The organism is Roseibium algicola, from assembly GCF_001999245.1.
Taxonomy (GTDB): Bacteria; Pseudomonadota; Alphaproteobacteria; order Rhizobiales; family Stappiaceae; genus Roseibium; species Roseibium algicola.
This window is the reverse complement of the sequence record NZ_CP019630.1, coordinates 1480548-1501285: the sequence shown is the minus strand read 5'-3', so window position 1 is coordinate 1501285 and position 20738 is coordinate 1480548. Positions and strand designations below refer to the sequence as shown.

Below are 20738 nucleotides of genomic sequence, written 5' to 3'. Positions count from 1 at the left end.
TCCCGGCCAAACGAAGTGCGAGCCGGGATCGGGGACCAACGAGACTGGATAGTCACACGTTATCTATCGAATGCCTCGTAACCCGGTCCGGAATGTTCGCGTCCAGAAGGACGGGTGACCGATCACAAAAAAAGGGCCGCTCACGCGGCCCTTTCTCATGCTCGTGTAACGCTTGCCCCTACGCGGTTTCTTCCTTCGGCAGGGAGCCGCGTCCGTGGCCGGAGAGACCACCGGAAACCTCTTCGGTGGATTCGTCGGAGAGTTCTTCCGGCAGCACCAGGTTGAGGACGATGGCGATCAGGGCTGCCGGCAGCAGGCCGCTGGTCAGAAGGATACGCGCGGTGTCCGGCATGTGCTGCAGGGCGCCCGGTTCCAGTTGCAGTCCGAGACCGATGGAAAGCGAAATGGCGAAGATCACCATGTTGCGCCGGTTCCAGTTCACATCCGACAGCATCGAGATACCGGCGGCAACAACCATGCCGAACATCACGATGACCCCCCCGCCGAGAACCTCGATCGGAACGGTGCGGATGACCGCGCCGACCTTCGGGATCAGACCGCAGACGATCAGGAAGATCGCGCCGATAGTCACCACATGGCGGCTCATGACGCCGGTCATGGCGATGAGGCCGACGTTCTGGCTGAAAGAGGTGTTCGGGAAACCGCCGAAGAAACCGGCGACAGCCGTGCCGAGACCGTCGGCAAAGGTCGCACCGGCGATTTCCTTGTCGGTCGCTTCCCGGCCGGCGCCGCCTTTGGTGATGCCGGATACATCGCCCACGGTTTCCACCGCGGAAACGAAGGCCATCAGGCAGAAGCCGAGCACGGCCGCGAACGAGAATTCGAAGCCGTATTTGAACGGCTGCGGCAGGGCAAAGACAGCCGCACGGTCCCAGGACGTGGAGACGGCTTCAAAGGTCAGCATGCCGGTGGCAAGGGCGAAGATGTAACCGGCAATCAGCCCGAGCAGAACCGCGGAGACCGACATCATGCCCCTGCCGAAGAACTTCAGCCCGAGTGTCACCACGATCACCACCAGAGCGGCCGCCCAGTTGAGCAGCGAGCCGTATTCCGGCGTGCCGATGGCGGGGACGCCGCCGGCGGCATACTGGATGCCCACCTGAACCAGCGCGAGACCGATCATCGTCACCACAAGTCCTGTCACCAGGGGAGGCAGGGCGAAGCGAATCTTGCCGATGACGAGGCCAAGGCACGCATGGAAGAAACCGCCGATGATCACGCCCCCGAACAGAGCCGCGAGACCGTCGACCCCCTTGCCGGCAACAAGCGGAATCATGATCGGCAGGAAGGCAAAGGATGTGCCTTGAACGATCGGCAATGCCGCACCGACCGGGCCGAGGGTGATCGTCTGCAACAGGGTCGCGACGCCGGCAAAGACCATCGACATCTGGATGAGATAAAGCAGTTCGGGAAAGTCGGGAGAATTGGACCCGAAGCCGAACCCGGCTGCACCGGCCACGATGATGGCAGGTGTGACGTTGGAGACGAACATGGCCAGGACATGCTGGATGCCGAGCGGGATCGCCTTGTAAAGCGGTGGCGTGTAATTGGGATCCCGGAGCTGCTCCGGAGATCCGATCGATGAATTAGACATTTCTGCTCCTCTGAAGGTCGTGTGAACGTCTCCGCCTCGTTGAGCGGGCAGGGATCGTTCTGAAAGGGAGGCTTATTCCTTGTTGTCGGCCTCCACTGTCCAAGGGTCGGGAAACCAGTGTTCCTCCAGGTTGGTTCCGTCCCCGATGCGGTCCACGACCGCGTAGCGGCCCGCTTGCCAGAGCGGGGCCAAAACACCGTGCCAGGTGCCGCGATACAGGTTGATCGCCTGTCCGGGCTGGCTGATGAATGCCTTCAGGTTGACCGGCAGGCCATTCTCGTCGTCAGCGACGACAACCAGCATCGGCACACCGTCCAGTGGTATGAAGGCCTGACTGCCTTCCGGGTGTCGCTCGACCATGTCGACGACATAGGGAAACGACCGGGCCTTGGCATCGAACAGGCTGATGCCTGCCCGGCCTTCGCCGAAGTCGAGCTTCGCCCGGTCATGATGACGGCCGCACATGCCTTGATTTATGATTTTGTCGGGCGCGCCCGCCACCTCGAGAACATCGCCATAGGGGGCGAAGGCCTCTGCGGTCAGGATCGATGGGGCAATGAGACGGCTCACGGCAGCAGGTCCTTGAGCCGGAACTGGGCAATCCGTTCCACCTGGCGGCAGGCTTCTTCGAATTCGGTCGCCCGGTCGTTGTCGATCCGGCGCTGGAAGGCGGCCATGATCGAGGCCTTGTCGTGATCGCGCACCGCGATGATGAACGGGAAGCCGTGTTTTTCGACGTAGGTATTGTTCAGCCGGGTAAAGGTCTCGCGTTCCTCGTCGGTCAGCATGTCGAGACCGGCGCTGGCCTGCTCGTTGGTGCTTTCCGCCGTCAGGCGGCCTGCCTGTGCCAGCTTTCCGGCAAGATCCGGGTGGGCAGTCAGAACGCCGAGGCGCTCTTCCTCGCTTGCGGAGCGGAACATCCGGCAAAGCGCGTTGTGAACACCGGCGGCACAGTCATGAGCCGGGCCGAGTTCCAGCTCGAAGGCACGTTCGGCGATCCAGGGGGAGTGCTCGAAGATGCCGCCGAAGGTTTTGACGAACTCGGCTTTTTCCATGCGGCTGGGGCGAAGACCCTTCTGCGGCGGGTGCGTCTTGGCCCAATGGTCCGCAATCTGGATGCGGCGCGGACACCAGACGCCTTCATGAGCCTGGATATGATCGATGAATTTCTTCAGCGCCATGATCTTGCCCGGACGGCCGACGAGGCGGCAATGCAGGCCGATGGACATCATCTTCGGCGTGTCCGTCGTGCCTTCTTCATAGAGCAAGTCGAAGGCGTTCTTCAGATAGAGGAAGAAATCCTCTCCATCCGTCCATCCCGGTGCCGTCGCGAAGCGCATGTCGTTGGCTTCCAGCGTATAGGGAATGATCAGCTGATCACGGCCATCGGCATCCAGCCAATAGGGCAGATCATCATCATAGGTGTCTGAAATATAGGCAAAACCGCCTTCCTCGGCGACGAGGCGAACGGTATTTTCCGAGCAGCGGCCCGTGTACCAGCCGAGCGGGCGACTGCCGACCACTTCCGTGTGCAGTCGGATCGCCTCGGCAATGGCCGCACGTTCCTCTGCTTCGGGCATATCCTTGTGTTCGACCCACTTCAGGCCATGGCTGGCGATTTCCCAACCGGCGTCCTTCATGGCCTGCACCTGTTCCGGGCTGCGGGCCAAAGCGGAAGCGACACCATAGATGGTCAGCGGAATATCAGCCCGCGTAAACAGCCGGTGCAGGCGCCAGAAACCGGCGCGGGCGCCGTATTCATAGATGGATTCCATGTTCCAGTGGCGTTTGCCCTGCCACTGGGCGGCACCCGGAATATCGGACAGGAACGCCTCGGACGCCGCATCGCCATGCAGCACGCAATTCTCGCCGCCTTCCTCGTAGTTCAACACGAACTGGACAGCGACTCTGGCCCCGCCTGGCCACTTTGGATCCGGCGGGTTCTGACCATAGCCACGCATGTTCCGGGAATAGCGATTCAAGACGGACCTCCTCGTGATACCAACGTGTTTTGAACCAAGCAAAGACTATGCCTCATTCAAGGGCTGGCATGTTGTCTTCTTATAAAACAGAATAATGGACATGACTTTCTCGTCTTTTTAGAAAGTGCTTCCTGTGAACCACGGGTGCCCTTCGATTGAGGCCCACAGCATCATGCGCGCAAACTGACATTTGGAGGAGGCCAAGATGGCCGGTTACCTGACGACTCACGTGCTCGACACCGCCCAGGGTTGCCCTGGAAAAGGCATCAAGATCGATCTTTATGCAATTGATGGTGACAACAGGACCTACGTCCGCAGCCTGGAAACCAACGACGACGGCCGCACCGACAGCCCGATCCTGCCGAAAGACGAATTCAAGACCGGAACCTACGAGCTGGTGTTCCATGTCGGCGCCTATTTCGACGCCGCTGGGATCGCTTTGCCGGACCCGAAATTCCTCGACACGGTGCCGCTGCGGTTCGGCATGTCGGAAGAAGCCCACTACCACGTGCCGCTTCTGGTCTCGCCGTTCAGCTATTCGACTTACCGGGGGAGTTGAGGAAAGTCGCTGTTTCGAGTGTCTTTCCAAAGTTTCAGCCTCATCCTGAGGAGCGAGCCTGCTCGCGTCTCGAAGGATGGGACCCTTGCTCCAAACAAGCGGCCCATCCTTCGAGACGGACCCAAGGTCCTCCTCAGGATGAGGTTTTTTGCTGAGCTGGGGTATCGACAGCTTCGATCGGTGAACACCCGTCCGGACAAGGTTGAAGCGCTACCGGCTAATCGATTTCTTTCTGCTTTCCGCGGACCTCATGGAACGCCTCGGCAGGCAATCCATTGCCCGTCTCCTTCTTCAAAATAATCTCCCGATGCGGATAAGGGATGCCGACCTTATTTTCCTTGAAGGTGTCCCAAAGCGCCAGCAACACCTTGCCGCGTACGTTGGTAAGTCCCTGCTGCGGATCCCGGATCCAGAAGCGCAGGACGAAGTCGAGCGAACTGTCGCCGAAGCCCGTAAGCCAGCAGACCGGACGGCGGGAGCCTTCCACCCGGCCGACCGTCATCGCCGCTTCGATGGCAAGCTTCGAAACTTCATGCGGGTCGGCGTCGTAGGAGACGCCGAAATTGACGTCGAGGCGGACAAGTTCGTCGCTGAAGGACCAGTTGATCACACGGTGGGTGATGAAGTCCTCGTTCGGGATCAGATATTCGCGTCCGTCCCGCGTTACCACGGAAACGAAGCGGGCGCGCAACTCGCGGATCCAGCCGAACGTGCCTTCCAGCGAGATGGTGTCGCCCGGTTTGATCGACTTGTCGAGCAGGATGATGATGCCGGAAATGAAGTTGGAAATGACCTTCTGCAGGCCAAACCCGAGACCGAGGCCGACCGCCCCGGTAAAGACGGTGAAGGCGGAGAGATCGATACCGACCGAGGAAAGCGCAACCGTTCCGGCCACCAGGATCAGCCCGAACTTGGCGACCTTGCCGATCAACACGCGGATCGACGGGGTCAGCTCATCCGACTTTTGTACCTGCTCATCGAAATAGCGCCCGAGGACCACCGCGACCCAGACGGTTGCAAACAGTAGCAGAACCGCCTTCAGGATCAGCAGCAAGGACAACCGCATCTCGCCGAGTGGCAATGCCAGACTGTCGAGGAAGGTGCCGGCCTCGTCGTCAAAGCCCAGAATGACCAGCGCAACATAGATCCAGGCGAGCCAGCTGAGCGTTCTTGCCACCAGCCGGTTGCGGATAACCCTCGACAGAACCGAGACAAACAGCCAGGCGAGCGACAGCGACAGGGCGATCGCGATGAAATGGCTCCGGCTCGGCCAGGTGACGCTGCGCATCACCGTAAGCGCAATGAACAGGAACAGGCTGAAGAAGATCCACTCGATCCGCCGGAGCAGGGCCACCACCACACGAAGCAGGCCCGGATGGCCTCTGATTTCACGTGCACGGGCTTCAAGCCTCGGCTCGACGCGAAGGCTCAGCAGCTTGGCCAGGCCGAACAGAACTACGATGATGGCGAGCTGATAGGCAAACCAGGGCGCCGTCAGGTAGCTGAGAGCCAGCGTGGCCCAGGATTGAAGTTCGGCAACGAAACTTTCGAGGTTCATCAAACCACCCGTCCGTCTGTTTCCCGTCGAAGCATCAACAGCTTAACAGCATTCCTGGCCCGCGGCCAAGGCGGCTGCAAAACGCGTGCTTCTTCGAGAAGGATACGGCGCGGCCGCACAGGTGGTTCACACAGGCGGCTTTAGGTGGCGCTGTCGATCTCCAGCTCAGCGCGGAAACGGGACACCCAGTCGGCATTGGTGGCATCTGCCAGTCTGGCAACGCCGGGCACGATACCCTCCGCTGCTGACGCATCCAGGCCGAGCCGTTGAAGAACCAGTCTCAGCGTGGCCTGCGGATCTGCCGAAAGCGCGTCATAGGTAATCCGAAGTGGGGAAATACCCTGGATTTCGAACCAGGCTTGCCAGTCGCGGTCAAACCGGGTGAAGCGATCGTGACAGGCGCGGATTTCAGCGGCGTCATATTGCAATTCGCGCGGTTCCGACAATCGCTCGAGCTCGGTGCCGTCCGGAGCCCTGTGCCAGAGGCCGGATTGCTCGGCGCGAACGAAGGAAACTGCCTGGTCGACCTTGTCAGCACGGGTCAGGTGAATGAACAGCGTCTTGCCGAAGGCTGCTTCAAGACGCGTCAGATCGCTCGAACCGTCCGGATAAAGGATGGCAAGTTGTTTCATGAAGAAATCGAAGCTGTGCCGCTGCAGCCGCAGGCCAAAAAGACCTTTGCCCCGAGTGCCCTTTTCGATAGCTGCCGCAAAGATGCGGCGCAGCGTTGCCTGCTCGTTTTCCCCCGGCACAACATCGACATTCAGGTCCTCAAGCCAATCCTCCTTGGACGGCTCGTGAAAATAGGAGCCCGGATGCCCGGAAACACCCGTCGCCGCCAGAAGCTTGCAGAGCAGCGTGCTGCCGCTACGGGGGGAGGTGCACAGGATGTAGGACGAGTAGCCGATCATGGGGTGTTCATTTCAAGGATCGGTGACAGGTGCAAGACACCTGAAGCAAAGCTAGGGGATTGCACCGGACACAGGCTTGAATTTGCGACGGAATTTGATCAAGGGGTGTCTGGCGAGCAACACTCTGTCCGTGAATTTGCCAGAGAGGATCGCTCATCCCGAGGTTGGCCGATGCCTCGAACTATTGGCGGCAAATCCGGAGCAAGCGGCCCATCCGTCGAGACAGCGCTGCGCGCTTCCTCAGGATGAGGGGGCTGGGGGCTGGGGGGCTGGAAGATCGTCTCTGTTGCCGGACAGGCTTTGGGATACCTTGCCAACCGCAGACGTTTCGTTTGCCATAGCCGGCAGTGCCGTTTTCGCTCAAGTCTCACCCTGTGCAAAACAGTCACCCCGGACAAGCGCAGCGCAAATCCGGGGCCTACTCGCAGAGCCAGCTCGCTGAAGCGGTCGCATTGAGAACCACACCTGAATTCTGGAAATGAGCAGCCCCCGGGTCTTGCTTTGCTCGCCCGGGGGGACTTCAAGGGATGAACACCGGCGTATGTTTGCTTCTGAGGTCTTGCTGGCAAGCACTCAAGTTACGCCAAGCGACGACTGTCAGACCGCCATCAGTCGCAGGCGGCGGTGATAATGATCTCGACCTTCAACTCCGTCCGGGCAAGTTTGGATTCGCCGCAGGCCCGTGCAGGGGCATGTCCTTCGGGCACCCAGGCGTCCCAGACGGAGTTCATGTCGGCGAAGTCGCTCATGTCCGACAGCCAGACGATGGCTTGCAGAATATTTTTGCGTGAGGATCCTGCCTTTTCCAGCAAAGTGTCGATGCGCGACAGGCAATCCCGGGTCTGGTCGGCGACGCTCGTGCCATCGCCCACCTGTCCGCACAAATAGGCAACGCCGTTGTGCTTGACGATTTTGCTCATGCGGGGGCCGGTTTCGATGCGTTCTATCATGTGACGGGTTCCTGTTCGTCGGTTTCTAGATCTGTCATGGCTGCCAGCTCACCGAGTGTGACCGGTTTCAGGGGTGGCCGGATGCGGTAATAGCCGGTGTCGTCCTGTGAACGTCCACTTTCGTCCGCAAGAAGGTTCGTGACCGTCAGGCCACAATAGCGGCCCTGGCACGGGCCCATGCCGGGCCGTCCGAAAGCTTTGGTCTGGTTGGGTCCAACGCAGCCCAGACCGGCATAGCGGCGAATATCGCCTGCTGTGACTTCCTCGCAGCGGCAGACGATGGTGTCGTCGGCAGGCAGCAAGGCTTCGCGGAAGGGCGGATAGGCCCTGTCTATGAATGGCCGGGCGGCCAGTTCGGTTTCCAGTTGCCGATCCAGTGGGGCGGCGTTCCGGTCACGATCTGCCGGCGTGGTTTTGCCGAGATCGCAAGCGATTGCCAGAGCGGCCAGCCTGCCTTGAAGTTGCGCAGCTGTTGCACCGCCAATACCCGCGCCATCACCGGCAATGAATACGTCCGGAAGCTGCGTGCGGCCCCAGCCATCCTTTTCCGGCACGAAGCATTGCTGAACTTCGTTCCAGTGATGCGGCACATCGATGGAGCGTGCAGCCTGGGTGTTAGGAACCACACCATGATGCAGCAGCACCGTTGCACACTCCAGATTGTGGCCTCTGCCTCCCGACGTGAAGCTTATCGTTTCGGCCTGCGTCTTGCCTTGAATGGCTATTGCCGATGCGCCGGTGTAGCGGGGAACGCCCGCCTTGCGGATTTCGGCAAGCAGACCCAAACCCTTGGCAAGCAGCCGCCAGCCGCGCAGCGCTCCGATCAAATGCCGCAGCGCTGCCTGCCTGTCGGCGAATGTCTGTGTTTCCACCAGAGCCAGGGGCGGTGTGCCTGCCCGGCACATCTGGGCGGCGACCAGATAAAGCAGTGGGCCGCTTCCGGCCAGAACCGCCCTTTCGCACATGAGGCCGGATTGCTTCAGCAGGATCTGCGCCGCACCTGCGGTCATCACGCCTGGCAGGGTCCAGCCCGGGACTGGCATCGGCCGTTCCAGCGCGCCGGTGGCTATCAGCAGGCGTCTGGCTTTTGCGGCGGAGGCAGCACCGTCTCGTGTGAAGGAGACGCGTGGCCCTTTTTCGATTTGCCACGCGGTTGCGCCGCTCAGATGCCGGATCATCGGATGATCCAGCTCCTCAGTGAGAGCGTTACCCTTGGTGTAATCGCTGCCAAGGATCTGCGCCCGGCCTTCCGGCGCGTTTCCGACGCTGCGATAGATCTGTCCGCCAGGCCGGGCCTGCTCGTCCAGAAGCAGAACGGAAAGCCCAGCATCCGCAGCCGTTCTGGCAGCCGCCATTCCCGCCGGACCGGCGCCGAGGACAAGGAGATCAGCTTCAAGCATCACCATCTCCTCCGGTGCCCGGCATGCCAATATTCATGCCGGCGCTGACCTCGCACATGCAGGCCTGCCGGGTAACGCCGTCTATTTCAACCAGGCAGTCGAAACAGGCGCCCATCATGCAGAACGGCCCACGCTCTGCGCCTGAAACGGGCGTCTGCCGGAAGGAACGGACACCGGCAGCCAGAAGTTCGGCTGCCAGATTACCACCGTCGCGCAGCATCAGGTCCTTGCCGGCGAAGCGAACGCGGACCCGCCCGGTACCTTGTTCCAGCTCACGAAAGGGCGAAGCGGTCTTCACTGAACACCTCCAGGTCTGGCGCCGTGTTTGTCTTTTCCAGCCAGTCGGGCAGGAAAGAGGCATGGGCGGCGGCTAGCGTGATGCCGCTATGACAGGTCACGAGGAACGCGCCCGGCATCTCCGGACTTTCCTGATAAATCGGCAGGCCGTCAGGCGAGAGAACGCGCAAGGCACCCCAGCTGCGCACCAGTTGAGCCTTGGCCAGAATGGGATAGGCGGCGATCGCTTCCGCCGCGAGACCGGCAAGCCCCTTGGCGGTGACCTTGTCGTTGAAGCCGACTTCTTCGTTGGTCGCGCCGATCTGTATGCCACCTTCATCGACCTGGCGTGCAATCAGGGATGGCCGGTTGAGGATTCTGGGCAGTTTTTCCGTAATCAGAACCTGGCCGCGCTGCGGCCGGATAGGCGCCTTGAAGCCGAGTTTCGGGCCGAGTGCAGCCGAACCGAGACCGGCAGCCAGCACCAGCTTGTTCGCTTCGACCACGGTGCCATCGCTGCAGTTGATCCTGAAAGAGCTGTCACGCGTGACCGTGTCGACCGTCTTGCCGTTCAGCACGGTTCCGCCGTTGCCGCGTACACCGGCAGTAAGGCCTCGCAGCAACTTCAACGGATTGGCGTGGCCGTCCTGATGATGAAGAATGGCCCCGGCAACCTTCGGGCCGACTTCCGGCTCTTCCCGGCGCAGTTCGTTGTGGCCCAGGATTTCATAAGGATAATCACCGCCAAGCTTTGCCTTCAGAATTTCATACTGGGCAACTGTCTCGGCTAGTGTCTCGTCCGAGAAATGGAGATCGTAGCCGCCCTTCTGCTCCAGCGCAGCGTCAAAGCCGGTGGCTTCGCGCAAGCTGGCTGCGAAATTTGCCCACGCGGCGGCGGAGCGCTGAGACCAGCGGGCATAGGCAGGCTGTTTCATGCCCTTGGATTGCACCCAGACGAGGCCAAAGTTGCCTCGGCTGGCGCGGAAACTGCCGTCGTCACCGTCAAGAACGGTGACCGACCTGCCGCGCTGGAGCAGACCCCAGGCAACGGAAAGCCCCACGACGCCTCCACCAATGATGGCGTAGTCCGATTCCATGATGTTTCCCGAATAAGATCAATGTCCGGGCGGCGGTTGCCGCCCAGCGGTTCACGGCTGTCAGTTCAGCACACCTCAGTGAGGGGCCCCTCAGTTCAGGGCCTTGTCTAGGATCGACTGGCCCCACTCCTGACCGACATCGTTGAGAAGCTCCGGCCAGACCGTTTCGCGAACCTTGGCGGCCATGCCTGCAAGCTGTTCGTCGGTGAGTTCAACCACATTCGCGTCGAGTTCGTCGGCAAGACGCTGTTCCCATTTGCCCTGGTCTTCCTCGGCAACAACCCAGCGTGCCGCCTCGAAATCTTCAGCAGCCTTCCTCATGGCCGCCTGGTCGTCTTCATCGAGACCGGAAAGCGCCTCGTTGGAGATGATCATGAACCAGACCTCGAAATGGGTGTTCGCTGGAATGTAGGACTTGGTCACGTCCCGGAACGACGCGTAGTAGCCTTCCGCGCCGGAGCCGATGACACCGTCGACCACGCCGACCTGAATGGCCGTGAAGGCTTCGGAGAAGGGGATCGGTGCCGGAATATAGCCGAGCGCCTCACCGGTGAGCTGGAAGCTCTTGATGCCTGGGACACGAACCTTGATGCCCTTCGGCTCGGTGGTGCCCGGCGTGACAGCGTCGCGGTTAAGCGAAATACCGCCGAAATAGACCGGATAGGCCGCGAGCATGGTGATGTCCTGCTTTGAGAACAGTTCAGCCATGGTCTCGTGCAGCACACCGCCAGGCCCATAGATCTTGCGGGCGTCTTCCCAGTTGGAGGCAAGGAACGGCACGGACGCGATCTGCATGCGCCGGTCCGTGCCGGTTGCCGCCGGCTGGGTTGCCATTTCGATGGCGCCGACGGAAACTCGTTCCTGGACGGTGGTGTAGTCACCTAGTGCCGAAGCGGCGTAGATCTCGATGTTGACGTCGCCGCCGGTGGCTTCCTTCACGGCTTCGGCATAGGCCTTCAGTTCAACGTCTATGGTGGCGCCTTGCGGGCGGACATGGCTCATCTTGAAATCGGCCGCCTGGGCAGCGCCGGAAAGCCCGATCAGTGTTGCGACGGCGGTCGCGGTCAGAAATTTCTTCATATTGGTGTTCCCCGTGGTTTTCATGTTTGTCCTCCCAAGAAAGTCGGTTCGGTTCTGTGTTTATGAGCCGGCTCAGTAGCCAAAGAGACGCGGCAGGTAGAGTGAAAGATCCGGCCAGAAAGAGGTCAGGAAGACCACCGGCACATATCCCGTGAGCACCAGGAACATCGCCGGCGGAATGACCTTGGTGACCTTCACCTTGCCGATGCGTGCGCCGAGATAGAGGATCGACGCATAGGGCGGGGTGACCCCACCCATGGCGGTGTTGACGCCCATGATCGCGGCGAACTGGACCGGGCTGATGTCAAGCGCCTGCATCAGCGGCAGCAGAAGCGGCGCCACCAGGATGATGGCGGTGGCATCGTTGACGACCATGCCGATCAGGAAGAGCAGGATGTTGATGAGGATCAGCAGAACGACCTTGTTCTCGGTGATGCCGAAGATGACGCTGACCAGTTTCTGCGGCACGCCCTCATAGACGAACATCTGCCCCAGGATCATGGAAAACAGGATCATCAGCATGATCGCGCCGACAGCCGTTGCCGCTTCCTTGCCGGCAAAGAGGAAGTTGTCGAGACGCAGGCCCCTGTAAATCAGGAAGCCGACCGGGATTGCGTAGATGACGGCAAGGGCGGCGGATTCGGTCGGTGTCATGATGCCGCCGTAGATGCCGCCAAGGATCATCACCGGCATCAGGAGGGCCGGAAAGGCATAGATGCCGCGTTTCGTGATATCGGCGGTGAACTCTCGCGCAGTCGGCTTTTCGTCCAGAACCAGGTTGAACTTGCGCGCCATCCAGAGGTTCACGGCCGAGAAGTTGAACATGATCAGGAGGCCCGGGCCGAGCGTTGCCAGGAAACAGGCTGCAATCGACGTGTCCGTTACCCAGCCGAACAGGATCATGGAGAGGGACGGCGGGATCAACAGGCCGAGGATCGACGAGTTTGCGATCAGCGCGGTGGCGTATTCCCGCGGATAACCGCGCTTTTCCATTTCGGGAATGAGCAGAGGCCCGATGGCGGAAATACCGGTGAGGCCCGAACCGGAAATTGCACCGATGATGGCACAGCTGACCGCCGCGACGACACCCAGACCACCACGGACATGACCGACAAAGGCATTGACGAACCGCAGTAAGGCCGCCGCAATTCCGCTTTCCGACATGATGGTGCCGGCCAGAACGAACAGAGGAATGGCAAGCAGCGCCGGGTTGCCGAGCTGCTGGAAGCCCCAGAGTACCATGCCTTTCATGGTTACGTCGCCGATGAAATACATGACCATCAGTGCGGCGCCGAAGCACCAGGGCAGCGGGACGCCCAGGGTCAGCGTGATAACCAGAACAAGAATGGCCAGAAGCGCGATCTCGATCATCGTGCGCCTCCTTCCGCCGTCCGCAGGCTGCGGACATGCATCAGCAGATAGGTGACGGTGTAGGCCATCATCAGCACCAGCCCGACGACCAGCGCGACATCTGCATAGAAGGTCGGGATGTAAAGGGTCGGGCTCTCGCGCCAGACCCGCCAGGCATAGCGGGTGTAGTCCCACGCCCAGGTCAGCAGCCAGATGCCGACAACGAGGCTGATCAACTCGCCGACGATGGCCAGTATGGTGTGCTGGCGCTCTGTCTTGAGAAAGATTTCAAGGACGTTGGCGCGGATGTGGCTGTTTTCCCGCGAGGCGTTGACCGCGCCGAAAATATAGAGCCACAGCGTCGGATACATGATCGTTTCTTCCAGCCCCATCACCGGGACCTGAAGCACGTAGCGCGTGACGACCTGAACAAACTGGCCAAGCGCAACGATCAGGATCAGAGCCGTCAAAAGGCACTGCGTGAACCGTTCCAAAACCACCCCCGTATTGTTGGCGCCCTTTTTTTGGCGCTCGAACACCCTCTGTCTGGAAGGGGAGTATGGAGTTGGCTAATCCATAAAGGCAAATTCGAAATATTGCTACTTTGATAGAGTGACTTTATAGTTTGGTTATGAACCTCTCCTTCCGCCAATTGCAGACTTTCGTGCAGGTGATGCGCACCGGATCCGTCTCCGAAGCAGGGCGTGCGCTGGGGCGAACGCAGCCTGCCGTCAGCGCCATGATCGCAGGGTTGGAACGGGAGGTCGGCTTCCAGCTGTTCGAGCGAGAACGCGGCCGCCTCGTGCCCAAGCCCGAAGCGCATTATTTTCTGGAGGAAGCGGAGTTTCTACTGGAACGGCTGACACGTTCCACCCGCACGCTGCAGGACATCGGCAACCTGGAAAAAGGCAAGCTGCGTATTGCCTGCAATCCGGCTGCCTCCAGTTTCTTCATGCCCCGGGTTCTGGCCAACTTCTTGCGGGATAAACCGGACATCGAAGCCTCGCTGATGATGCGCTCATCGCCCGTCGTCACCGATTGGATCGCCTCCCAGCAATACGATATCGGCTTTGCCGAAACACCGGAGCCGCGGCGGACCATTATCTCGGAAGTCTTTGCCTTGCCGGGGGTCTGCGCTGTGCCGAAGGACGATCCGCTTGCCCGCAAGAAAGTCATCACACCCGCTGATCTTGATGGCAAGCCGATGGCGATGCTGTTTGACGATCACTCGATCAGCGAACAGACCCGCAAGGCCTTCAATGAGGCGGGAGCAAGGCTCAACAAACGCTTCGAGCTCAGGACGTTTCTGCCCGCGCTGCAGCTGGTTTCCGAAGGTCTGTGCTACACGATCTGCGAGGGGTTGTCGGCGATCAGCCACCAGGAAAGTTTCGGCGACCGGAACAGCCTGGTCTTCCGGCCTTTCAAGCCGGAGTGCTTCCTCAACATGTCGCTGCTTACTCCGGCCAACCGGCCGCTTTCCCTGCTGGTGAAAAGCTTTGCTGAGGTTTTGCGTGCCGAGATCAAGGCACTCGTGGAGAGAGCCGCCGGTCTCCGCGATCTTCCATGAGGTCTTGGTGAAGAGGTGAGAAGGCTAACCCTCAGTGGGCGTTCGCCAACTCCGCCAGTGACTTCTGGATATGCGCCACCATGAAATCCAGGAACAGGCGTACTTTCGGGTCCTGGCGGCGGCGGTGCGTGTAAAGGCAGGCCATCTGCACCGGGATTGGCGGTTCGTTTTCGAGCACCGGCACCAGTTTTCCCGAAGCCAGATAGTCGGCAACTTCAAATGTCGGTTTCAGCACGATGCCGTGGCCTTCCAGCGCCCAGCCGGTCAGGACATCGCCATGGTCGGATTCGAACGGGCCGGACACTGCGACGCGCTTGACGCCATTTTCCGTCTGCAGCGGCCACTGGAATTCCGGTGCACCGGGATAACGCATGTTGAGGCAGTCATGGCGGCCGGCGGCAAGCTCGTCGCTTGTTTTCGGGTTGCCCTTGCGGGCGAGATACTCCGGAGAGGCGCAAAGCAGCCGGTCGCAATCGGCGATCTTGCGGATCTTGAGATTGGAATCTTCCGGCAGGCCAAGGAAGAACGCGGCATCGAGACCTTCGCCCGTCAGGTCGACCTTGCGGTCGGACAGGCGCAGGCGAATGTCGATCAGCGGATTGGCTTCCTTGAATTTCGGGATCGCCGGGGCGATCAGCCGCTGGCCCATGCCGATGGGGGCGGCAACAAACAGCGTGCCGCGCGGTGAACGGGTGACATTGCTGATCTCCGCTTCTGCTTCTTCCACCGCCTCGATTATTTTTGTTGCACCGCGATAGAACAAGTTGCCATGCTCTGTCGGGCTAAGGGCTCGGGTGGTTCGCTGGAACAGGCGAACGTTCAGGTGCTCTTCCAGTTGGGACACCCGCGACGACGCGACGGCGGAGGAAATCCGCAGATCGCGTGCGGCGGCGGACATGTTGCCCAGCTCGTAAACGCGCAGAAAGGTTCGGATGTTTTCCAGATACGCCATGAGGATGTCCAACCGGGCCGGTTTATTGTTCCGATTTTTTTGAAACTGCTCGGAATTATCCCGAGATACCAGAAAATTCTTGCATGAGCTAGCTTGGGTCAAACGAATTTGGAGGGGAAGCAATGCTGGACATTGCCATCATTTGGGACTGGATCGCCTTTGCGGTTCGCTGGCTGCACGTGATTACGGCGATGGCCTGGATCGGCTCGTCGTTCTATTTCGTCGCGTTGGACCTTGGCCTGAAGAAAGCCCCGGACCTGCCCAAGGGTGCCCATGGCGAGGAATGGCAAGTCCACGGCGGCGGCTTCTATCACATCCGCAAGTTCCTGGTGGCCCCGGAAAACATGCCGGAACACTTGGTCTGGTTCAAATGGGAAAGCTATTCCACGTGGCTGTCCGGCGCGGCTCTCCTGATGGTCGTCTACTGGGTCGGCGGCGAGCTTTACCTGATCGATCCGGCAAAGGCCGATCTTGCCCTGTGGCAGGGTATCCTGATTTCCGCCGGTTCTCTGACCATCGGCTGGCTGGTTTATGACCGGCTGTGCAAGTCGAAGCTCGGCGAAAGCCCGACGCTGCTGATGCTGCTGCTGTTCGCGCTGCTGGTGGCCATGGGATACGGGTACAACGAGATCTTCACCGGCCGCGCCACCATGCTGCATCTCGGTGCCTTCACCGCGACGATCATGACCGCGAACGTGTTCTTCATCATCATTCCGAATCAGAAGATCGTGGTGGCGGACCTGAAGGCAGGGCGGACCCCGGACGCAAAATACGGCAAGATCGCCAAGCTGCGCTCCACCCACAACAACTACCTGACCCTGCCGGTCGTGTTCCTCATGCTGAGCAACCACTACCCGCTCGCCTTCGCCTCGGAATACAACTGGTTGATCGCTGCCCTTGTCTTCCTGATGGGGGTCACCATCCGGCATTACTTCAACACCAAGCACACGGGTGCTCCGGCACCGACCTGGACCTGGCTGGCAACGGCGATCCTGTTCGTCGCCATTATCCAGCTGTCCATGGCACCGCTCCAGCAGGATACCTGGGAAGCTTCGGAGGCCCGTCCGCTGACGCAGACCGAACAGGTATTCGCCAATGCGGAAGGCATCGATGATGTCATGAACATCATTCCCGGCCGCTGCGGCATGTGCCACGCCCGCGAACCCTTCTACGAAGGCATCCACTGGGCACCCAAGGGCCTGCATCTGGAAACCAAGGCAGACGTCGTGCGCGCCGCAAAGCAGATCTACCTCCAGGCAGGCGTTACCAACGCCATGCCGCCCGCCAACGTCTCCTTCATGGAAGAAGACGAGCGCAAGAAGATCATCGAATGGTACAAGAACGCCCGCGAACAACTGCCTTTCGGTATGGCCGCAACGCACTGAGCATCTGCAGATGAACCACCCGGGACGCTCCTCCTTGCGGGGAGCGTTTTTTGTTTGGGGCAACGCCCATGTGGGCGTGCTGACAGGCAAACGGCAATCAGATGCGTTGCGGACTGCGCAACGCGTTCAGATTTGTTCCGGCACTTCCGCCACAGGCAGCGTCACGAGGGCTATGCCGGGATCGTCCGGAGAAGTGCCGACGGAAAAGCCGAGCGACTGGCACATGGAGATCATCGAGGTGTTTTCTTTCAGAACCTCGCCCTTGATGACCTCGATGCCGTCTTCCCTGGCGTAGCGAATGAGCAGTTTCATCAAGGTCCAGCCGAGGCCCTGTCCCTTCAGGTCGGAGCGGACCATGATCGCGTATTCGCCGGTTTGATGGTCGGGATCCGCGTGCAGGCGGACGACGCCGAGCAAACTGCCGTCTTTGGGTTCGATGGCAGCAAAGGCGATTGCGCGGGCATAGTCGAGCTGCGTCAGCCGGGACAGGAACCTGTGGCTGAAATCGCGCACAGGTGCAAAGAACCTTAGGCGCAGGTCTTCGGGTGTTACCTGCTCGAAAAACGTCTTGAACAGGTCCTCGTCCTCCGGGCGCACGGGCCGGATGAAGATCTCGTGCCCATCCTTCAACTCAAGTGTCTGTTCCCATTCCTGGGGATAGGGGGCGATGGCCAGGCGGGAACTGCCGGCACGTCCCGGTCGCTTTTCCGGATGGCACAACGTCATGCGGGCATCGAGCCCGATAAGCCCGCTCGGCAGGGCAACCAGTGGGTTGATGTCGAGTTCCTGTATCTCGGGAATATCGATGGTGATCTGGGAGAGTTTCACCAGCGCCTGGGCAAGGGCTGCCTTGTCGAGGGCTGGGCGCGCCGGTCCGCCATCCAGAAGCCTGGCAATTCGTGTGCGGGAAATCAGTGCTTCTGCCAGATTGAGATCCAGCGGCGGCAATTCCAGCGCGACGTCTTCGCTTTCCTCGATTGCGGTACCACCATGGCCGAACACCAGGACCGGGCCGAAGTCCTGTGTTTCGGCAACGCCCATATAAAGTTCCAGCCCGTGCCGGTCTTCCAGCATCGGATGAATGGAGAGCCCGGCGATCCGGGCGTCCGGGTAGTCCCGTCTGGTCTTTTCGATCAGTTCTTGTGCCGCGTGACGGACGGCTTCAGGGCTTTCCAGCCCCAGCCGCACACCATCGATGCGCGACTTGAACGGCAGATCCGGTGAAATCAGCTTGGCAACGCAATGAGCCGCGGTCTTGAAGAAAGGCTCCGACAGTTTGCCGGCTTCCTCTGGCGTTGTCGCCATGGCGGTTGCCATGATCGGCAGATCATATGCTTCCAGAACGGAGACCACTTCCGGCGGGCTGAGCCAGGTGCGGTCTTCCTGTAGCGCCGCTGTGACAATGCCGCGTGCCCGCGCAACATCAGGTGAAAACGTGCTGGGCAGGCTGGCCGGGGCCGCCATAAGGAATTCGCGCGCCTGCGCATCATGCGCCAGATGCATCAGGCTGCGGGCAGCCTCTGCCGGGCTGGCATAGTTCGGGATGCGCGCTTGGGAAAGGGCAGCACGCGTTGCCCCATCACCACCGATAAGACCGGCGACAAGGGCCTTGCGCCGCCCGGTGCGTCGCCTGTCCAGTGCCGCCGCATCGGCAATTGCCTTTGCGATGGCCGACAAGGGCTGGAAGGCACTGGCAGCCTGAAGCACGACCGCACCATCCACATTCGGATCTTTCAACACCGTGACGATTGCCTCGGTGATCTGTTCCGGTGTCACGTTCTCCTTCAGGATTACCGAACCATCGGCAGCGGGTGTCACCGACAGGCCGGCATGGCTCCGGCTGGTGTCTTCAAGGGCTGTTCGAGTTTCGGTGCCAAGCTCGGCGAAGGAGCCGCCCAGATCCATCAGCCTGTCGACGGCAAGACTGGCAAGACTGCGCCCGTTCGCAATGACGGCAAGCTTGTCGCAGCGGGGAACGCGAATGTGGGAGAGGGTTTCCAGTGCCTCGAACATCTCGTCAAGATCATGCACCCGCAAAAGGCCGGTGCGGCGAAACACGGTCTCATAGACCCGGTCAGTTCGTGCGAGTCGCCCGGCGTGGGTTCTGCCCGAGCCGCCTGTATCCCGGCTCTTGCCGGAGCGGATCACGATTACCGGCTTGCTGCGGGCAGCTGCCCTGGCGGCGGAAATGAACTTTCGCGGGACCGCGATGCCTTCCAGGTGAAGCACGATCGCACGGGTATGATAGTCCTGCGCGAAATAGTCGATCAGGTCGCTGATATCGACATCCATCCGCGCGCCGAGAGAAACGACAGCGGAAAATCCGGTGTTGTGGGTCTTCGCCCAGGAAAGCGTTGCATTGAGCACGGTACCGGAACGAGCGAAAAACGCGACTTCCCCCTTTTCGGGGCGCTCCGCGCTGAGGAGTGCGTTAAGTCCCCTGGCGGGAACGGCAAGGCCAAGCGTGCCTGGTCCGATAAGTCGCAAGTTCGTCGCCTGCGCGGCTTCGCGGCACTCCTGAAGCAACTCTTCAGGCCAAGTTTCAAATCCGGGCGAAGGGATAAGCACGGCCTTGGTTCCACCGGCAGCAAGGATCCGGATCTTTTCCGGCAGCGCTTCCGCTTTGGCGAGATAAATTGCCAGATCCGGCATTTTCTCCAGATCGGCCAGCCGAGCGACCTTTCGGCCCTTGAAAGGGACATCCTCGTCGATCCCGACGAGCGTTACCGGATGGCCGGCCTCGATATCCTGCAGGCAGGAAATCAACTTGCTGGTCAGGACGCCCGGATGCCTGCAAGGGCCGATAATGGCTATCGATCCTGGCGCAAAGAAACCGTCGAGGTTGCGAATGGTCATGAGATCGATCCTTTGAAAAGCTCCGCAAGGAACAAGGCGTCTGAAACGAACCTAGGTCTCGCGTCGCAAAATTCACGAACAAGAAGCGAAAAACAACAGGGTGGTTGCAGACGAGCGTCCGGCCTTGCCGGTGTTTCGAGCCTGCAGTTTCATCATGTTTTCCGGTCAAAAAAAGCCCGCGGACCGGAGTGTGTCAGGTTCGCGGGCTTCATGCATCGCAAAATCTCGGCGATCGAGTGTGCGCCAGTGGCTTAATGGGCCATCAGAACCGGTACGGTCATGGCTTCCAGGATTTCCCGGGTTGCCCCGCCGAACAGGAATTCACGCATGCGGCTGTGGCCGTAACCGCCCATCACAACCAGATCGTTGCTGTTGTCGGAGACATGGTTGAGCACCGTGTCGGCAATGCCGGCTTGCGGGTTGGTGACAACCTCGACGGTGACATCCATGTTGTGGCGTGCCAGATAGTTGGCGACGTCGGCACCCGGTTGGCCGGTTGCTTTCGTGGCTTTCTTCTCGACGACCAGGACCGTGATCTTCTCCGCCTTTTCCAGAACGGGCAGAGCCGCATGGATGGCCCGTGTCGCGGTGGAGCTGCCGTCCCAGCCAACCAGCACGTTCTTCGGCTGGAAGGATTTGCTGCCGATGTAAGGCACAAGCAGAACCGGTACGCCGCTTTCAAACAGGACGGTCTCGATCAAGAGTTCACGCATCGGCTCCGGCTTGTCCGGATTGGCCTGACCGATGACCACCAGGTCTGTCGGGCGGCAATGAACCAGCACGTTTTCCAGGGGGCCGCCGGTGAGGATTTCCGCGAGCCTGCTTTCGCTCTTCACACCTGCCAGACGGGCCAGCTCGTCGAATTCCTTCTTGGCCTCGGTGGCCGCGGCAACCGCCTGTTCGTGTGCTGCCTGCAAATAGTCGACCGGCATCGGCGCGGCCGCGAATGCGGGAACGACCGGCTCGAACGACACAGCCAGTCCGGTGACATGGGCATCGTAGTTTCGGCCGAATTCCAGGGCGTATTTGGCGGCCGGCTGGTCACCTGCGAGATCCAGAACGGTCAAAATATCTTTGATAGGCATATATCCCTCCAGCGGCCGGTATCATGTCATCGAACCAGCCTCGTTAAAAATCTATAGGTCTGAATGTGGTGAGTCCTTGACGCGCATCAATGTCACCAACTTGTTCTGATAGCCG

18 protein-coding genes are annotated in these 20738 nt (G+C 60.4%); 3 read left to right on the top strand and 15 right to left on the bottom strand.

Annotated features, from left to right (window positions below; all coding sequences use genetic code 11):
• Positions 1-178: 178 nt before the first annotated feature.
• The 3 genes from B0E33_RS06995 to puuE form a co-directional block, all read right to left on the bottom strand.
• Positions 179-1615, bottom strand: a complete 1437-nt coding sequence (locus B0E33_RS06995; RefSeq protein ID WP_023002143.1) for a uracil-xanthine permease family protein — start codon at positions 1613-1615, stop codon at positions 179-181.
• Positions 1616-1687: 72 nt separating this feature from the next.
• Positions 1688-2185: an ureidoglycolate lyase gene (locus B0E33_RS06990; RefSeq protein WP_077290785.1), complete on the bottom strand. Its 498-nt coding sequence runs from the start codon at positions 2183-2185 to the stop codon at positions 1688-1690.
• Positions 2182-3576 (bottom strand): allantoinase PuuE, encoded by a 1395-nt coding sequence (puuE, locus tag B0E33_RS06985; RefSeq protein WP_208997842.1) that lies wholly within the window; start codon positions 3574-3576, stop codon positions 2182-2184. Before puuE ends, B0E33_RS06990 begins: the two co-directional genes overlap by 4 nt.
• A 226-nt stretch (positions 3577-3802) precedes the next feature.
• Between puuE and uraH the strand changes: the two genes are divergently transcribed.
• Positions 3803-4156, top strand: a complete 354-nt coding sequence (uraH, locus tag B0E33_RS06980; RefSeq protein WP_077290783.1) for a hydroxyisourate hydrolase — start codon at positions 3803-3805, stop codon at positions 4154-4156.
• A 217-nt stretch (positions 4157-4373) separates the two neighbouring features.
• On the opposite strand, the gene B0E33_RS06975 is transcribed toward uraH, so the two are convergent.
• From B0E33_RS06975 to B0E33_RS06935, 9 genes are all read right to left on the bottom strand, one after another.
• On the bottom strand, positions 4374-5714 hold the full coding sequence (locus B0E33_RS06975; protein ID WP_077290782.1) for a mechanosensitive ion channel family protein: 1341 nt from the start codon (positions 5712-5714) through the stop codon (positions 4374-4376).
• Between the two features lie 140 nt (positions 5715-5854).
• On the bottom strand, positions 5855-6625 hold the full coding sequence (locus tag B0E33_RS06970; RefSeq protein WP_077290781.1) for a Stf0 family sulfotransferase: 771 nt from the start codon (positions 6623-6625) through the stop codon (positions 5855-5857).
• Positions 6626-7233: 608 nt separating this feature from the next.
• Positions 7234-7575 carry a RidA family protein gene (locus B0E33_RS06965; protein WP_055657656.1) on the bottom strand — a complete coding sequence of 114 codons (342 nt, stop codon included), beginning with the start codon at positions 7573-7575 and terminating at the stop codon, positions 7234-7236.
• On the bottom strand, positions 7572-8975 hold the full coding sequence (locus B0E33_RS06960; RefSeq protein WP_077290780.1) for an FAD/NAD(P)-dependent oxidoreductase: 1404 nt from the start codon (positions 8973-8975) through the stop codon (positions 7572-7574). The genes B0E33_RS06965 and B0E33_RS06960 overlap by 4 nt, the downstream gene beginning before the upstream one ends.
• Positions 8968-9273 carry a (2Fe-2S)-binding protein gene (locus B0E33_RS06955; RefSeq protein ID WP_228148067.1) on the bottom strand — a complete coding sequence of 102 codons (306 nt, stop codon included), beginning with the start codon at positions 9271-9273 and terminating at the stop codon, positions 8968-8970. Before B0E33_RS06955 ends, B0E33_RS06960 begins: the two co-directional genes overlap by 8 nt.
• Positions 9248-10348, bottom strand: coding sequence for an NAD(P)/FAD-dependent oxidoreductase (locus tag B0E33_RS06950; protein ID WP_077290778.1), 1101 nt, complete (start codon positions 10346-10348; stop codon positions 9248-9250). The genes B0E33_RS06955 and B0E33_RS06950 overlap by 26 nt, the downstream gene beginning before the upstream one ends.
• Positions 10349-10438: 90 nt before the next feature.
• Positions 10439-11452, bottom strand: a complete 1014-nt coding sequence (gene dctP / locus B0E33_RS06945; protein WP_208997780.1) for a TRAP transporter substrate-binding protein DctP — start codon at positions 11450-11452, stop codon at positions 10439-10441.
• A 48-nt stretch (positions 11453-11500) separates the two neighbouring features.
• Complete coding sequence (locus tag B0E33_RS06940) at positions 11501-12799, bottom strand: TRAP transporter large permease (protein WP_077290777.1); 1299 nt, start codon at positions 12797-12799, stop codon at positions 11501-11503.
• Entirely contained in the window at positions 12796-13272 is a 477-nt protein-coding gene (locus tag B0E33_RS06935; RefSeq protein ID WP_055659371.1) for a TRAP transporter small permease, read from the bottom strand. Before B0E33_RS06935 ends, B0E33_RS06940 begins: the two co-directional genes overlap by 4 nt.
• Before the next feature lie 137 nt (positions 13273-13409).
• On the opposite strand from B0E33_RS06935, the gene B0E33_RS06930 reads away from it, so the two are divergent.
• Complete coding sequence (locus B0E33_RS06930; RefSeq protein ID WP_077293174.1) at positions 13410-14345, top strand: LysR substrate-binding domain-containing protein; 936 nt, start codon at positions 13410-13412, stop codon at positions 14343-14345.
• 31 nt (positions 14346-14376) lie between these two features.
• On the opposite strand, the gene B0E33_RS06925 is transcribed toward B0E33_RS06930, so the two are convergent.
• The gene (locus B0E33_RS06925) at positions 14377-15297 is read right to left on the bottom strand and encodes a LysR family transcriptional regulator (protein WP_077293173.1); all 921 of its coding nucleotides are present in this window, start codon (positions 15295-15297) and stop codon (positions 14377-14379) included.
• A 122-nt stretch (positions 15298-15419) separates the two neighbouring features.
• Here B0E33_RS06925 and B0E33_RS06920 point away from each other — a divergent pair, with 122 nt between their 5' ends.
• Positions 15420-16682: a urate hydroxylase PuuD gene (locus B0E33_RS06920; protein ID WP_077290776.1), complete on the top strand. Its 1263-nt coding sequence runs from the start codon at positions 15420-15422 to the stop codon at positions 16680-16682.
• Positions 16683-16808: 126 nt separating this feature from the next.
• Here B0E33_RS06920 and B0E33_RS06915 read toward each other — a convergent pair whose 3' ends face one another.
• Both B0E33_RS06915 and B0E33_RS06910 read right to left on the bottom strand, forming a co-directional pair.
• Positions 16809-19538, bottom strand: a complete 2730-nt coding sequence (locus B0E33_RS06915) for a bifunctional acetate--CoA ligase family protein/GNAT family N-acetyltransferase (protein ID WP_077290775.1) — start codon at positions 19536-19538, stop codon at positions 16809-16811.
• A gap of 251 nt (positions 19539-19789) precedes the next feature.
• Entirely contained in the window at positions 19790-20623 is an 834-nt protein-coding gene (locus tag B0E33_RS06910) for a universal stress protein (RefSeq protein ID WP_055657672.1), read from the bottom strand.
• Positions 20624-20738: the final 115 nt, after the last annotated feature.